The organism is Slackia exigua ATCC 700122 (assembly GCF_000162875.1).
Taxonomy (GTDB): domain Bacteria; phylum Actinomycetota; class Coriobacteriia; order Coriobacteriales; family Eggerthellaceae; genus Slackia; species Slackia exigua.
On record NZ_GG700630.1, the window covers coordinates 433528 to 448768 of the forward strand.

Consider the following 15241-nt stretch of genomic DNA (forward strand, 5'->3'; position numbering starts at 1 on the left):
GGTCATGAAACAATTGAGTGATAACAATATTTTTGCCGATAACGGCAATAACTTTCCATTTCTGCTAGAATAATCCAATCAGGTTCTTGCCGATAAGGGGGGTGGACCCCGATGGGATTTCTTTCCGCTGCTGAGATTGCCGAGCTTTGGGAAGTGTCCGAAAGAAGCGTTCGCAATTACTGCGCCCAAGGCCGCGTGCCAGGCGCATTCCTTATGGGAAAAACCTGGAGCATCCCTGCTGACGCGGCAAAGCCTACTCGCTCGAATGCAAAAGCATCCGCAACGAGCCCGTTGCTCACACGTCTTCGCGAAGAAAAGACGTCGAAATTCAAAGGCGGCATCTATCACAAGATCCAGGTCGAGCTAACCTACAGCTCCAACCGCATCGAGGGAAGCAGACTCTCCCTCGACCAGACGCGCATGATCTTCGAAACCGCGACGATCGGCACCGAAGGCGAGTCCGTGCGCGTGGACGACATCGTGGAAACCCGGAATCACTTCCGCGCCGTCGACTACCTTATCAACCATGCGCAAGACCCTCTTTCTGAAGCCATGATCAAAGAGCTCCATCGCATCCTGAAAGCCGGAACAACAGATTCCACGAAAGATTGGTTCTCCGTCGGGGAATACAAGCGCCTGCCGAACGAGGTCGGCGGCCGGAAGACCGCTCTTCCGGAAAACGTCGCCAAAGAGATGAAGGCGCTCTTGAAAACGTATGACCCTCGCGCGAGACACACCTTCGAAGACATCATCGGCTTTCATGTGCGCTTCGAGCGCATCCATCCCTTCCAAGATGGCAACGGCCGTGTAGGCAGGCTCGTGATGTTCAAAGAATGTCTCATGAACTACGTGGTACCGTTTATCATCGCCGACGACATGAAGTCCTTTTACTATCGCGGGCTTGTTGAATGGGATAACGAGAAGGGGTATCTCGCTGACACATGCCTTTCGGCGCAAGACCAATTCAAAGCCACGCTCGATTACTTCCGAATCGCATATGCCTAAAACGGTAGCCAAGGGCCCTCCGCTACCGAATGCTCGAGGAGAGAGCAGACGTCGGATTCCCGATGAATTTCGGTTTAGAGACGGTTTCGCGATACGAGGAGCGGCTACAACCGCAATCCATATGGTGTGCTGAGTTCGCTATTCCAGAAACTGCGAAGATTGCGACTCGGCAGAGCGGCTCGGCAAAATCCGCAAGATCTATGAGATGCAGGACATATCAACAAAACAGGAGTGCACCTAAAAGAGCACCGACTCCAGAAACCGATCGATAGCAGCGTTGACGAAGGCAGGGTCGTCGACGTTGGCGTTGTGCCCCGCGCCCTCAACCCAGGTGATGGGTACACCGGTCTCCCTCGACCACTCCTTATCGTAGGTCTTGACGAAGCCCGCCGCATCCTTGGACCCGCACACGATCATGAGCGGGCAGTCGATGCGATACGCGCGATTTTTTGCCACAGCGTCGGAGAGCGCTCGAAAGCCGTCTCCGAGCAGCGCGCAGAGCTCGTGACGAGAGTAACGTTCTATCTGGGCCAGCATATTGCGCCGGCCATGCTCGGTGGTCGAGCACGCCTTCGCCATCTGGTCGCGCAGGAAACGACCCGTCCCCCACAGCAGGCACAAGCCTTCCATATGCCTTAAGATGGCCAGGTGCCACCTTTTGTAATAGCGACGTTGCATAGGTGACGAATCCACCGAGACGAATGCGGCCGCGCATCCAGGATGAAGATCGATGAAGGCCTGCGCGACATAGCCGCCGAGCGATTGCCCGACAAGCACGGGGCTTGACGCCCCGCAGGCTCCGAGGATCGCACGAAGGACCTCGGCCATCTCGTCGAGGTCGAGCCTTCTGCTCCACGGACGCGAGAGCCCGTGGCTGGGCGCGTCCCACACGACGAGGTTCCACCTCTGCGCGAAGTGGGCAAACTGAGGGTTGAACAGGGTATGATCGGCCGAAAGCCCTGGTAGGAAGACCATCCAGGGCCGCACTTGATCGGGAGATGAAGTCGTCCAGTAGTGCACCATGCCGTCTTCGACGGCAAGCTCCCGCTCGACCATTCCAGCTGCGATGGCAGGTTCAACGCCGCCTGGATAGGGCGCGCAGCAGAGAGTTCGGAAATCGACCGTCTCACCCATGTGGCAACCTCCTTGGAAACAGCGGCTTGATGACCGGCGCGGTCCAGGTCTTGATCGCATCCATGTTCGGCGAATAGATGCGCATATACAGATGGAAACCGCCGTCGCCGACCGGGAGCCAGTTCGTCGCATCCGCCGGCGCGTCCTTCGACAGGATCACATCCGCAGATCCATCGTCATTCACCTTCAGACCGGAACGATCGTTGATGCAGTAGCGGTCGATCGGATTGTCGATCAGGAAATCATCGTCGCCATATGCGGTGATCGACCAGAAGCCGCCGTCAAGGACCTGCGGATAGCTTTCGAAGTGAAGCATGTATGACTTCTCGCCCGTCAAAGCATTCTCGTCAGCATCCTTCTCCGTCCTGGGATACAGCGCGACCTCCACGGTGTTCGCCCCAAGCCCCGCGATCGCAACCAGCGCACGATAGGCGTATTCCGTGCCGAAATCTCCGATCGGCGCGCCGAAATAGCTCCACTGCCCCAGCCGGTTCGAAAACCTCATGCCCTCTGCCGCAAGCTTCGGCCGGAGGCCTTTCAACATCTCCTGCCAACCTGCCTGAATATCGCCGGTCAGAACAGACGCGTCGAATTCCATACCGGGACCCACGTGGACCGCCGCGAGCTTTTCCAGCATTCCCGCATCGACGGCGGACGGCGGATTCTTCTCCATCAGCGCATTCGCCTTTTTAAAGAACGTGACGGGATCCAGGGAAAGAACCTTGTCGATGGGAACGCAGTCGTTCTCTTTCCGATAGCTCCCCTTCGGGGGCCGATACGTCCCTCCTCCCAGATAGGCGGAAAGCGGCCTGAGAAGCATCTTCGCCTGAACGGCATGCACATTCGGAAGATCCACCTTGCCGGAAAGCACCGTTCTGGTAATGGACCACGCCATGGCGGTAGGCACATCGATGCGGATCACATCGTCCGGCAGGTCGCCGCTCCAGGTAGAGAGCGTGATGGCATAGGTTCCGGCCCGATCAAGAACGGCAGCGGTGTTCGTCCAGGCATCAAGCACCTGCACCTTGCAGAAGCGGTCTGTTTCCGGAAGCACATAGACGATCGGCTCGTCGCTCAGGTCGTACCACACCTGTGAATAGACGGTATCCACATTGGGACTTACCACATTTTTGAACTGCGCATTGGCCAGCGCTGCACCGTGCATGAACTGATTCATGGGAGCTTTGCCGGGTACGGCTTCTTCCGTATTCGTTGCGGAAGCCTGCGTCGCATCCATCAGCACCAGGGGAAATGCATATATGTAAGCCGCTTCGATGGTTTCCCGCACGTTCTTCTCCTTTCCTTATGGGGAACGCCTTGATCGACATCAGGTTAAGAGTGAAAAGCATCCAATATAGCCCGAAGAAGGAAACGCTATGACAGGCAGCTTGAGACCAAGCGGAGCAGCGCTCCCCTTCTATCCTATCGAGACCTACATGCTCTCTTTGAGGATTCGACGGACGTCGTCCTTGGTCAAGGCCTTATAGCCGCCCTTCAGAAGGAAGGTTCCGTTGACGATGTCGTCAAGATCGTCCTCGGTGGCGCCCAGCTCGGACAAACTCATGGCAAGACCCAGTTCGTGCATCCAAGCTTCCATAGCGCCCAAACCTTCCTCGGCAACCTCGCGATCGGTCTTTCCCGCCGCATCGACACACCAGACCTGCGTGGCGAAACGCACGAATTTCGGCAGGCCGGCCTCCATGATGAAGCGGTAATACGGCAGGCTCACGGCTGAAAGCGTCATGCCATGGGTCGCATCGGTCACGCCGCCGACCGCATGACCGATCATATGCACCATCCAGTCGGTTGTCTTACCGCGCGAGAGCAACGTGTTCAAAGCCCAGGTAGAAGCCCACATAAGGTTACTGCGCGCCTCGTAATCCCGATCGTTCTTCGCAGCGACGCGGCCGTTGTCGACAATGCAGCGCATCAGTCCCTCGGCAAGATAGTCGCTCGCACTGTTGTCGAAGTCGCTGAAATACTGCTCGCAGATGTGGTTGAACGAATCATAGATGCCCGCAACGACCTGCCTGTGAGGCAGGCTCAGCGTGAACTGCGGATTCAGGATGGCGAAACGCGGCATGCCCTCGACGCCGAAGCCATATTCGACCTTGATCTTCGCCTCAGGATCGGTGATGACGGCGTTGGCGTTCATCTCCGACCCGGTTCCCGCCATGGTAAGCACGCAGCCAACGGGGACGATTTCGCAGTCTACATCCTCGGAGCGCACGAAGTATTTCTCCCACGGGTCGTCGTCGCAGTTGATCGACGCAGCTACGGCCTTGGAATAATCGCACACCGAACCTCCGCCGACGGCCAGAAGCATATCGGCCCGCGCGGCACGAGCGATCGCGACGCCTTCACGCAGTTTCTCGACCGTCGGGTTCGCCATGACGCCGCTGATTTCGGCCACGGTCTTGCCTGCTGCGCGCAAAAGAGACATGACCTGGTCGTAAACGCCGTTTCGCTTGATGGAGCCGACGCCGTAAACCACGACGACATTGCCGCCGTAGGCTTCGAGCTCGACCTTAAGGCCGTCGAGGGCATCCTCGCCGAAATAGAGCTTCGTGGGGTTGTGGTAGGTGAATGTTCCGCGCATGGCACCCATCCTTTACTGTCTCTGGATCATTGCAGCTACGTACACTACATTGCGGAATGCGCGTCGCGTCAAGTACTAATCGGGTGGTACCAGCCATAACGACCACGAAAAGGAATGCCGCAGTGTGTTTCCTGGCCTCACACAGGTTGATCTCATTGAACAGGCAATCGCGTTGGGACGAGTCTGGCTTTAAAAGATAGTTAGTTTATACTAACTATCTAACTGCGGAGCAAAACGCACGGCAAGGTTAGGAGGACACTATGCATCCTGCATGGCTTGTCGGCATCGGCGTCTTGGTCGGAACAGCGGGCCTCAAGGTGCTCAAGAGCAAGCCCGCGAAGCAGCTCTACGTGGATGCGCTGGTAGGCGGCATGCAAGTGAGGGAGACTGCCAGCACGCTGGTCGATGAGGCCAAGGCGGAGTTCGACGACCTGATGGCAGAGGCCGAGTACGCCAGAAACGGCGATGACGTCCCCTCCGACGACGTTTCCTCCGACAAGGCAAGCTCGGAAGAAGAGCCGTCTACCACGTCGACCGCGACCCCCAAGACAGCGACGAAACACGCGGCGAAGAAATAGCGTGCGTCATGCGGTACCTCATCGCACATGAGACTCCAGGACGCATCCGATTCGACCTGCGCGGCAAGATTCCCGAGACGGATGCCGTCGCTTTTGAGGAGCTGTTCAGCCAGCTCGATTCCGTAAAACGTGCAGATGCCTACCCCAAAGCGGGATATCTCGCGATAACATACCGCGCTGCCACGAAGCGGGAATTGCGCGATGCGCGCAGACGCGTCATCGAGAAGATGGACGCCCTCTCCTATTCCGAGATAAAGCAGTGGGAACCTGCGGATTCCGTCGCCTTGGCACCGCGTCCCCGCCACCTCATCAGCAGCGTTGCGACGATGCTTGTCCTACAGCTTCTCAGGCGCATCCTCCTCCCCCGCCCCCTACGGCTCGTTTGGACCATCGTCAGCGCACTTCCCTTCTGGACGCTGGGACTTAAGTCGCTTCTGAACAAGCGTTTGGATGTTCCCGTGCTTGATGCGGCCGCAATCACCTTGGGGCTTCTGCAGGGCAAACCCGACACGTCCTCGAACATCATGCTCCTTCTCAATGCCGATGATGCGCTCGAAAACTACACGCATCGACGCAGTGAAAGCGGTCTGATCCGTTCCCTGCTCACGATTCCGAGCAAGGCGCGGCGCGCCTTCGAATCGGGCGACGAGCGCGATGTCGAGATTGCGGACCTGCATATCGGCGATGTCATCGTCGTACGCCTTGGAGAGCAGATTCCCGTCGACGGCACCGTCATACGGGGCACCGCCGCAGTCAACCAAAGCTCGCTTACCGGCGAGCCGCTCGCCGTCACCCGCGAGGTCGGCGACACGGTCTATGCGGGAACCGCGCTTGAAGAGGGCGAGATCTTCGTGCGGGTGGAAGACGACCCTCATGCTAGCAAGCTGCGCAATATCATCACGATGGTCGAGCAGTCCGAATCGCTCAAGTCGTCCGATCAGCGTCATGTCGAACAGATGGCCGACGCGCTCGTGCCGTGGAATTTCCTCCTGGCCGGCACCGTCGCGCTCGTGACGCGCAACCTGTCCAAGGTGTCGGGAGCGCTCATGGTCGACTACTCGTGCGCCCTGAGGCTTACCGGCTCCATCGCGGTCATGGCGGCGCAACGCGAAAGCGCGCAACACGGTTTCGTGGTGAAGGGATCGCGCTACTTCGATCATATGGCCGAGGCCGACACCATCGTCTTCGACAAGACCGGGACGCTCACGACGTCCGCCCCCGAGGTGGAAAGCGTTGTGGCGTATGGCGGATGGAGCAGAGACGAGGCATTGAGGCTCGCCGCCTGCCTGGAAGAGCACTTTCCGCATCCGCTGGCGCGCGCCGTGGTCAACAAGGCATTCGAAGAGGGCCTCGAGCATCGTGAGGAGCATGCGGGCGTCGAATATATCGTCGCGCACGGCATCGTAAGCTCGCTGCGGGGCAAGCGCGTCGTGCTCGGCAGCGAACGCTTCGTCATCGAACAGGAGCAGGTCGCCGTCACAGCAGATGAGCTCGATGAGATACACGCGCACGCCGCGGGGATGTCGCCGCTGTTTCTGTCGGTCGACCGCCGGCTGCGCGGCGTCATCTACATCAAGGACCCGCTGAAGAGAACCGCCAGGCGCGTAATCGAGGAGCTCCACGAAGAGGGTTTCGAACACGTGATCATGCTCACTGGAGACAACCGCAAGAGCGCCGAGCGCATCGCGCGGGAATGCGGAATCACCGAATACCGTGCGGATCTGCTCCCCGAGGACAAGTATACGATCATCCAGGAACTGCAGAATGCCGGACGCAAAGTGTGCATGGTGGGAGATGGAGTCAACGACTCTCCTGCGCTTTCCGTCTCGCACGTGAGCATCGCGATGAAGGCGGGAAGCTCCATAGCACGCGAGGCCGCCGATATCGCCCTGCTCTCCGATGATTTGGAATCGCTCGTGGAGTTGCGGAGGCTCTCACGCATGCTCGATAAGCGCATGCGACACGGCTATAACACGGCAATCGCGGTGAACACGCTGCTTATCGCACTCGGAATCATCGGAGCGATCAAACCGACGCTGGGCTCGCTGCTCCACAACGGCACGACGATTGCGCTTTCCGCCTTCAACACCCGTCGCTATCTGCCTAAGGAGACTAAGCGCGTGGATATCGACCATCCTATCGCGTGAGGTTTGGGCAGACTTCTTTACAGCACACCCATCTCCGCTCCGCCACACCCCGATGCGGTACAATTAATTCATGAAGCCGAACTTGTGACGCCATCGCGACACGAGTTCGGCTCTATTTGTCTCTCTCCAGACGCATGGGCTTTATCCGAGAAAGCCTTCCGTTATGAAGAGCTTCATCGAATCCATTGCGCCATATCGAGTGCGCAGTATAACTTGCTGCTTCGCCATAAGTCAGGCTCGGATCCTCCGATACGTCGACGGCTATCCTTGACAGAAAACCATCCCCGCGCATGCGGGGTGCACCGCGCTCAGGAAGATGAACACCGATAGGTTTGCTGCGGAAAAATCGAGACTGAAATTGGACAGGGCCATCGAATCCGCGTCTCTTCATCCAAAACAGGAGGCTACCGTAACAGGAGACCCATCGACCCTGCACCCAGAAGGCCTGGCCGTGTGCGTAGAGCTGGCGTATAATGGCGAGATAGGAAAATCCCAGTTCATACCATATGTCATGGAAGAATTGAGAAGGAGGCTCTCGTAATATCGCGAATCTTGCCGGAAGCTCCATTCTTCCGCAAGCTTCTTGAGAAGCATGGAGCCGATTATGTGTTTTCCGCATTCTTCGACGAGAACCTCGATCCGCTACCCGACGCCCCGGAAGAGCTCAAGAAGGAGATCGGGCTGCTCCGCTCCGAATGCGGACCAAGGCTTAGAAATCTAACCGAATAGCCTCATAAGCAATCCAACCGAATAGCGATCATCCAGGCCCCGCTCCGGCGGGGCTTTTTCGTGCCCGGGTGACGCGCGCAGCATCATCTCATCATCGCACGGGCCGAGCGCAGAGGCCCACGGACATCGCGCGGGCCGCGAGCGCAGAGCGACGACGCCAGCGGGCAGTGAAGCCCGAAACAAACTCGACGAGACAGGAGCAGGCATGCACGGAGAAGGCGAGGGCCAGGGATCGGCCCAAGGGCAGCAGCAAAGGGGCGGGGCAGCCCAGCCAGGAGCAGCAGATCGCGCGCATCGTGAGCGAGCAGATGGGCAAGCAGCTCACCCCGATCATGGAGTCGCTGCGCGCCATCGCGCCGCAGACCCCCGCAGGGAACGACGGGGACGCGAAAGGCGCCGCTGCCAAGGCCGCCGACGACCTCGAGGCCGTCATTGCCCGCCACGCCGACGAGGCGAAGAGATGGGCCGTGGAGCACGAGCTGCTCACGGGCGGATGCGTAGACGCGCAGGCCGCGATGGCCCATATCGACATGACCGGGGCGAAGCTCGCCGACGACGGGACGCTCGAAGGCGTCGACGTCAAGGCCCTCGCCGAGAAATGCCCGTACCTGGGGTCATCCCCGCGTATGCGGGGAGCACCGCCGTTGTCGGCGAAGAGGCATACGAGGGTAGGGATCATCCCCGCGCATGCGGGGAGCACAAGCTCGGCCATGGATTCGCGCATCTGCGACAGGGATCATCCCCGCGCATGCGGGGAGCACTAGGTATAGCCGCCGGTCTGGTTCATGGTGTTGGGATCATCCCCGCGCATGCGGGGAGCACCTACCCCTGCTCATGATCGACCTCCACATCCGGGGATCATCCCCGCGCATGCGGGGAGCACCCGAATCGGGCGAGAAGATGTTCGACCTTATCAGGGATCATCCCCGCGCATGCGGGGAGCACGTCGTCTGGTCGAAGCATGCGGGAGGCTGGTAGGGATCATCCCCGCGCATGCGGGGAGCACCGGCGCGTTGCATCACACCTTTGCTCTTGCGTAGGATCATCCCCGCGCATGCGGGGAGCACTTTATTCGCCCAGGTCTCAGTGCCATTATATCCAGGATCATCCCCGCGCATGCGGGGAGCACGGAGACCCCGACCTCGGCGCCGCGCAGGACAAAGGATCATCCCCGCGCATGCGGGGAGCACGAAGGCGATGCTTCCGAAAGCTCCGCTTGGATGGGATCATCCCCGCGCATGCGGGGAGCACTTCATCCGGTAGCGCCATACGTACTTCATGACGGGATCATCCCCGCGCATGCGGGGAGCACTTGCGCACGCGCTTGATTGTCGCATCGTAGCCGGGATCATCCCCGCGCATGCGGGGAGCACAAGGAGGGGGCTTGGCAGCAACGCCGATACATACGGATCATCCCCGCGCATGCGGGGAGCACGGGTTCGGCAGTTCGGTCGCGAACCATCCGGTGGGATCATCCCCGCGCATGCGGGGAGCACATCGAAAGTTCTCCTGTACACGTCTACGACGAGGGATCATCCCCGCGCATGCGGGGAGCACCGCGGGCGATCCTCTCTGCCCTCGCGCGCTCCGGGATCATCCCCGCGCATGCGGGGAGCACGCATTGCGTCGGCTCCCGTTGGCCCGCCGGGGGGGATCATCCCCGCGCATGCGGGGAGCACGTGGACTCCCCCGCGGGGGAGACGAACGGCGTGGGGGATCATCCCCGCGCATGCGGGGAGCACACTAAATCATCCCAGTTCAATATAGCCCATCGTTAATACTAAATCAGTTTTCATTCAGTTTAACAAGAAGGCAATGCGTCAATCTACAATCGGAAAGTGCCCTGTGAGGTTGTCTATTTTCAAGGTGCAGGCGTTCAGCTAAAGAACTCAGCCGATGATCCGATATTTGCGGCAACTTCTTCCTAGCCAATGCAAGCGTATCAAGATAATCATTGTCAAAATCATCCCAATCAAGCTCTTCACAAGCAGACTGAATGAACCCGATATCGAATTCGGCATTGTGGGCAACAATTAGATCGTCGCTCACGAATTCTAAAAAATTCATGAGCGCATTTTCTAGTATCAGGCCCTCGGCCATCAGTCTGCTATGGCTCAACCCGGTCAATTTGGCGATTGCGTCGGACAGCTCTCCCCCGCAACGAACCAGGCATTGAAAAGCATCGGTTTCTCTTCCTCCGCGCACTCGAATGGCGGCAAGCTCGATTATCTCGTCCTTGTTAGGGTTAAGACCCGTCGTCTCAATATCGACGACCACATATTCACTTGGCAGTTCGAAATCTCTATTTGGCTTTCTGCCTTTTTTCTTCGAGAAGCGGGATGCCTCGCTCCATCTCAGGCGCTTCTTCCCCAGCGACTTCGTCCTTGCAGAACTCGGCCTCATCATGAGCTTTAGGCCGTCAAAATCAATGGGCTCCCATGTAGTGTTGTGAATACGAAAGTCATGTCGCTGCTCATTGCGAACCGAATAGACCATCGTTGCTCGGCCGCTCTTGCATTCCTTGCACACGCGCTCCCATAGTCTATCGCGCACGCGAGCACTAACTTGCCCGACATACACCCCCATGCTTATTTCTTGAAGCCACTTGGTCAAATCCCCTCGCAATGCAAGAGGGCATTTCTCGAGCGTAATGACAACCATTCTTAAACTCCAACCAGACTGCCATTGTTCTCGACTTCGACCGTTATCGGTGCATCGTATTCCCGACCATACGAAACGCCAAAGCGTACTGCAGAATCACGCTCATCCCATAACAGCATTGTGTCGAAATCAATCTCATCCAGCCCATTGACCGAATCGTCACTATTGAGAAGCAGCCTTCTTACATCTCTCGCCACCCGTTCCATAATCCTTCCGTCTAGGAACGCATCGCGAACCCTTCTCCTGGTAGTCGCTCCAACGTCTCCCTCGACTTCTGAAGCCACTTGAAATGCGATGGGAATGGTGACCTCTGCTTTATATAGATCGGCGATGTCGTAAACGAATGACCTCTCGTGCCCCATATGGACGAACCCTAGCGCAGGCGAACATCCTAGAGCAACGATCACGCTATGCACCGCACCGTACAGACAAACATGGGCAGCAGAAAGAGCCTGGTTGATGGACGTTGCATCCTCGAAGTCATCTGGATTGTATTCCCTGCCCTTCCAAGGAACCTTAAATTCCTCAGATAACCTGCGATAGAGCGAACGAATGCGCGATCCTTCACGACCGCGCAACTGCTGCATGGTCAAATGAGATACATTCTCACCGGGAAAACGCATCTGATACATCGCGCGAGCCACAGCTAAGCGTTTCCGCTTATTGGAGACGAGTTCAGCCTGTCTAACAACCAAGTGAGACGAATGAGTGAGCGGCCTGCCATGAGCGTAATACCTCACGCCTCGCTCCCCTACCCAGACAATGCTTGCACCCGCATCACCCAATAATTCCATGGCCCGATGCGAAACATTCGTTCCTGGGCCAAGCATCAAAACACCCAGAGATGCTGCGGGCACATAAGCGGTTCCCCGTGTATCGGTAATAGTTACCGCACCATCCTGCCGATTGATAAGGCAGTGCTCAACGTAAAGAAACGTTATGCGCTCCTTGATGGTAGGAAGTGCATGCAAATCTGGCTTCTGGATACCGGGAATGCACGTCATGACTTATCTAACCACCATAGGCGCAAGGGTCAAGAGACCGCAACCAAACCCCTTCGCATGCCCAATGCCATTCACGAGGGCCGAGCGCAAGAGATCGGGATCTGAAACGCGCAAGAATCCATCGAACTGAGCCGTGCTCAAAGTTATGGGGCATGATTCTCGCCCGCTCCGCAACTTCTGTTTACCTGAATGAGAAACAATAAGCCGTGCGGTACCATCGAGATTCGTAAGAACCTCAAATCCGTTTCGCTGAGCTCGATTCCATTCTTGATGCGCAAACAGCTCGGGAACCTCTAAGCCAGAACCGAGATAAGCATCTTTCCCGATAAGCCATGCTGCCTGCTGCAGGACGGTTAAATGACCTATCCGCTTCGGTTTCCCCTTTTCGTTTCGAGGAACAGTGCGCCCTCCTCTCGTGCTTCGACTCAAAACTGGATTTGCGAACAGCCGAAACGCATACTCTTGCCCTATCTCGATACGAGAAAGAAACGTATCGTAGCTTCTCGTCTCCCATTGCTGAGGCAAGTCAGGCCAGCCGATTTGCTCATCCAATCCAACCAAACTCGGCTTGTCGGGACTCACGATATAGAGTCGTGCCGAACCATCCTCGGAAGCATCGACACGCCAAAGGACCCTCTTCTTGCCGGAATCCAAACAATGAATCACAGGAAAGCTACCGGCAATGGCCGCATGCATCTGATAGGGGGATGCAAGCAATCTACGTGCATCTCTCCGAGTTTTGTTTATAGGAAAACGTGTGAGATACGTCATTCGGATCCTTCTTCCAAGATCGCGAACGGATCATGTTCGGAAGCTATCGAAGTACTGGCTGGTCGTCCGTCGTCGGAAGACCAGAATGAATTCTTCACCGCCATACGTATGGTTGTTTCCGTTCGCCATCCGTATTCGCGTTTAAGTTGAGAAAAGCTCAGAGGCACATCACGAACCGTTTCGCTCAAAGTGCATGCGGCCTGCTCTTCAGTAGCCTCGTACACAACCTTCAGTTCAACCGTTTCCTTCGGTTTATCACCCCTGAACCGATAGGCATAGTTCCAATGTCGCTCGGTTGCCTGCCAGGGGATGTCCGCAAGTGCCTCCATCATAGGGCCATCCACCAAGCCAAGGTACACTTGAGTTGAAGGCGGACACGAACGCCGTCCTAAAAACAACGGGAACGCAGGATGGTGAAGGGCTTCTGCACATTCGGCAAGCAAGTCTTCATCCCCCTCAAGAGCAGCCACAAAGACAGCATCCGAGAGATAATCACGCTTAGACAGGGAGAGGCTTTCGTTGAAAACAAACCTCCTTGTATCAGAATCCCATTTCCGTGTGTGTTCAGTTTGGAAATCGCGCATGAAACTGCCCGGCTGATCGATACGCACCGCGAACCGCAGGGCAGCAAGGTCGTCGACAGAATCCTCTCGCCGACGACCGAGCGCGGCCGCAAGCAAACCTATCACCCCGCTTTTCGAAGGCTCATGACGAGTGGTCCGCTCGGTAAAACGGCTGCTTGCGCCCCATGACTGCAACGGTGCTGCCAACTTAAGCAGTAAGACTGTCATTTTGCTCACGCTCTTCGTCACGGAAGCCGCATTCGGACAAGTAGTCACTGCAGAAAGCGACGATTTGATCGACGGCGTCATCCAACCCCATCGGATCACCATCAGCAAGCTCTTTCAACACAGAGGCGTCAGGCGATGCAGCAACCACAAATGTATGCTGCGGAGTCACACCAAACGCCTCGTCGAGGGCTTTCTCTTGAGCAACAAGCGCTTCGGCTGCATTCGTAAGCTGGCTTTTATCCCTCAGGGCAACCACGGGTCGTTCGAAGGAGTTCACCAAACTAACCGGTTGCGAATCACGCAGCTGGATAACGACAGCTGAAGGCAAGGTCCTATTGGCGAAAGAGTTTTGCTTTCCCGTCGGCATAGACTTGACGAATGATTGCAAGAAGGCGTTTATGCCTTTAGTCGCCGCATCAGGAGAGCCTAGATTTTCGCATAAATGAAAGACGTCCACATTTGCGTAACGATAGAACATCGCCGATGTGAACTCAGTTGTCTCGATCATGGCTGCGCCGGCATTATCCTCAGGAGCCTTGTCATCGAGCGCCGTAAAATAATCGAATTCCGTTTCTGCACTGGATACGCTGATCGCATGAGCGACTTGAACGGAAGCATCGACGTTCAGATCAGGAGCATCGGCGACCATACGTCCGAACATGGCGATATCGACAGCATTTAAGGCTGGAGACCTCTTTACGTCAAGAATCTTCTTAGCTTCCTTTTTGTCAACTTTTTCCCCATCTCTCAACGCTTGAATGGCGAGCTCTGCAAGCTTGCCGATCTGCAGCGTGCCAATGAAGATAAGATACTCGTTAAGGTACTCGTTTTCCTCTTTCTTAAGCTTGAAGCCTAGCGCGACCAAAACCTCCTTTGCCTTTTCGATTGCGTCACCTTCACTAACTTCAGGCATTCTTTCTCGGATTGCATCAGAGATGAGGCCGACCACATGCTTGGTTCTGTACGCGAGTTCATCCTCGTCAAGATAGTCCGGAAACAAATCACGCGTCGCTTTCTTCCATGCTTGACTCGAGATGCGAGCGCGAGTCACCCCGCCGAACTTAGCCGTTTTCGGACTGCCCGTATCATCGCGATTGATGTTGCTAGGCGGCACGGATTGAAGAATGTGGATATCAATATAAAGAGGATTGTTGCTCATGATGACACCTTTCTTGACGATGGCTGTCGATTAGCTCTGATTGTCTTCTGCCGACGCTGGTTTCCTACGATATGCGAATTCACGTCCCCACTTTCGTCGAACGGAATCGGCCTGATAGGGATTTTGCAACCTATAAAGGTCGGCTGCCAGCAAGCCGTAGTCGAGCGGAATTCCGGCAGATCTAAGCTGCTGAATCAGTTGTCGAAGATAATGCAGCATCTCTGGCATCGATTCAGCAGTTACCAGAGCGGCGAAGCGGCGAGGCAGCTCTTCTTCAGCTCGATTACGATAATGATTCTTATCTTGCTGGATCAAATCTCGCATAGCGAAGCCAAGGCCATGTTCTCTGCCGGAAACATGCATAGGATTGCTCTTCGACTGTTGATGGAATGCATACAACGTTAATGCGCCATGTACGGCCCGCTCCGCGCTTGAGGGACGATCATCCTTGCCAACAAGATCAGCCCGAAGCCCACCAATCTCGATATCCCATATATCCGCCGACGAACCTGGCTCCTTGGCAATAGCATGTCGCAATGCTGAGAGCCGTCGTGCACCTGTGGATTTGTCAGATGCAGAAAGGTAGCTTGTCTGAAGCCTACAGACCTTGCCAGAAACAAAGTTTCGAATCTCGTTACTCGCTACTTCCCTCGTCTCCTGCAT

Annotated in this window: 13 protein-coding genes and 1 CRISPR repeat array; of the genes, 4 read left to right on the top strand and 9 right to left on the bottom strand. The window is 56.6% G+C overall.

All coding sequences use genetic code 11. The features are described 5' to 3' along the window. Positions 1–291 precede the first annotated feature (291 nt). On the top strand, positions 292–1005 hold the full coding sequence (locus tag HMPREF0762_RS01925; protein ID WP_245935474.1) for a Fic family protein: 714 nt from the start codon (positions 292–294) through the stop codon (positions 1003–1005). A gap of 237 nt (positions 1006–1242) precedes the next feature. Here HMPREF0762_RS01925 and HMPREF0762_RS01930 read toward each other — a convergent pair whose 3' ends face one another. From HMPREF0762_RS01930 to HMPREF0762_RS01940, 3 genes are all read right to left on the bottom strand, one after another. Further along, positions 1243–2139, bottom strand: a complete 897-nt coding sequence (locus tag HMPREF0762_RS01930) for an alpha/beta fold hydrolase (RefSeq protein WP_115314189.1) — start codon at positions 2137–2139, stop codon at positions 1243–1245. Next, a complete protein-coding gene (locus tag HMPREF0762_RS01935) occupies positions 2132–3427 on the bottom strand; it encodes a DUF1254 domain-containing protein (protein WP_006361689.1) in 1296 nt (431 codons plus the stop codon). Before HMPREF0762_RS01935 ends, HMPREF0762_RS01930 begins: the two co-directional genes overlap by 8 nt. Before the next feature lie 144 nt (positions 3428–3571). Continuing rightward, a complete protein-coding gene (locus HMPREF0762_RS01940; protein WP_040618803.1) occupies positions 3572–4738 on the bottom strand; it encodes an iron-containing alcohol dehydrogenase in 1167 nt (388 codons plus the stop codon). 260 nt (positions 4739–4998) lie between these two features. Between HMPREF0762_RS01940 and HMPREF0762_RS01945 the strand changes: the two genes are divergently transcribed. The 3 genes from HMPREF0762_RS01945 to HMPREF0762_RS09430 all read left to right on the top strand — a co-directional run bounded on the left by HMPREF0762_RS01945 (position 4999) and on the right by HMPREF0762_RS09430 (position 8192). Continuing rightward, a complete protein-coding gene (locus HMPREF0762_RS01945; RefSeq protein ID WP_006361691.1) occupies positions 4999–5316 on the top strand; it encodes a DUF6110 family protein in 318 nt (105 codons plus the stop codon). A gap of 8 nt (positions 5317–5324) precedes the next feature. Continuing rightward, the gene (locus tag HMPREF0762_RS01950) at positions 5325–7463 is read left to right on the top strand and encodes a heavy metal translocating P-type ATPase (RefSeq protein WP_006361692.1); all 2139 of its coding nucleotides are present in this window, start codon (positions 5325–5327) and stop codon (positions 7461–7463) included. Between the two features lie 606 nt (positions 7464–8069). Continuing rightward, the gene (locus HMPREF0762_RS09430) at positions 8070–8192 is read left to right on the top strand and encodes a hypothetical protein (RefSeq protein WP_009078896.1); all 123 of its coding nucleotides are present in this window, start codon (positions 8070–8072) and stop codon (positions 8190–8192) included. A 611-nt stretch (positions 8193–8803) separates the two neighbouring features. Then, positions 8804–9934: direct repeats of the CRISPR family, unit length 28 nt; unit sequence GGATCATCCCCGCGCATGCGGGGAGCAC. Positions 9935–9977: 43 nt separating this feature from the next. Here the strand turns inward: HMPREF0762_RS09430 and cas2e are convergent. From cas2e to casB, 6 genes are read right to left on the bottom strand one after another with little or no spacing between them, the layout of a single operon-like run. Continuing rightward, the gene (gene cas2e, locus HMPREF0762_RS01960; protein WP_006361698.1) at positions 9978–10853 is read right to left on the bottom strand and encodes a type I-E CRISPR-associated endoribonuclease Cas2e; all 876 of its coding nucleotides are present in this window, start codon (positions 10851–10853) and stop codon (positions 9978–9980) included. Positions 10854–10855: 2 nt separating this feature from the next. After that, positions 10856–11857, bottom strand: a complete 1002-nt coding sequence (gene cas1e / locus HMPREF0762_RS01965; protein WP_006361699.1) for a type I-E CRISPR-associated endonuclease Cas1e — start codon at positions 11855–11857, stop codon at positions 10856–10858. A 3-nt stretch (positions 11858–11860) separates the two neighbouring features. After that, complete coding sequence (cas6e, locus tag HMPREF0762_RS09050; protein ID WP_006361700.1) at positions 11861–12628, bottom strand: type I-E CRISPR-associated protein Cas6/Cse3/CasE; 768 nt, start codon at positions 12626–12628, stop codon at positions 11861–11863. Beyond that, positions 12625–13419, bottom strand: a complete 795-nt coding sequence (cas5e, locus tag HMPREF0762_RS09055; RefSeq protein ID WP_084779340.1) for a type I-E CRISPR-associated protein Cas5/CasD — start codon at positions 13417–13419, stop codon at positions 12625–12627. Before cas5e ends, cas6e begins: the two co-directional genes overlap by 4 nt. Beyond that, positions 13400–14578, bottom strand: coding sequence for a type I-E CRISPR-associated protein Cas7/Cse4/CasC (gene cas7e, locus HMPREF0762_RS01975; protein WP_040618809.1), 1179 nt, complete (start codon positions 14576–14578; stop codon positions 13400–13402). Before cas7e ends, cas5e begins: the two co-directional genes overlap by 20 nt. A 30-nt stretch (positions 14579–14608) precedes the next feature. Further along, positions 14609–15241, bottom strand: a complete 633-nt coding sequence (gene casB, locus HMPREF0762_RS09060; protein WP_084779341.1) for a type I-E CRISPR-associated protein Cse2/CasB — start codon at positions 15239–15241, stop codon at positions 14609–14611.

Excerpts from the sequence above, each read along its gene's own strand:
- cas5e (WP_084779340.1), bottom strand. The coding sequence starts at position 13,419 with ATGACAGTCTTACTGCTTAAGTTGGCAGCACCGTTGCAGTCATGGGGC.
- cas6e (WP_006361700.1), bottom strand. The coding sequence starts at position 12,628 with ATGACGTATCTCACACGTTTTCCTATAAACAAAACTCGGAGAGATGCA.
- HMPREF0762_RS01930 (WP_115314189.1), bottom strand. The coding sequence starts at position 2,139 with ATGGGTGAGACGGTCGATTTCCGAACTCTCTGCTGCGCGCCCTATCCA.
- HMPREF0762_RS01940 (WP_040618803.1), bottom strand. The coding sequence starts at position 4,738 with ATGCGCGGAACATTCACCTACCACAACCCCACGAAGCTCTATTTCGGC.
- cas7e (WP_040618809.1), bottom strand. The coding sequence starts at position 14,578 with ATGAGCAACAATCCTCTTTATATTGATATCCACATTCTTCAATCCGTG.
- cas2e (WP_006361698.1), bottom strand. The coding sequence starts at position 10,853 with ATGGTTGTCATTACGCTCGAGAAATGCCCTCTTGCATTGCGAGGGGAT.
- HMPREF0762_RS01950 (WP_006361692.1), top strand. The coding sequence starts at position 5,325 with ATGCGGTACCTCATCGCACATGAGACTCCAGGACGCATCCGATTCGAC.
- HMPREF0762_RS01945 (WP_006361691.1), top strand. The coding sequence starts at position 4,999 with ATGCATCCTGCATGGCTTGTCGGCATCGGCGTCTTGGTCGGAACAGCG.
- cas1e (WP_006361699.1), bottom strand. The coding sequence starts at position 11,857 with ATGACGTGCATTCCCGGTATCCAGAAGCCAGATTTGCATGCACTTCCT.
- casB (WP_084779341.1), bottom strand. The coding sequence starts at position 15,241 with ATGCAGGAGACGAGGGAAGTAGCGAGTAACGAGATTCGAAACTTTGTT.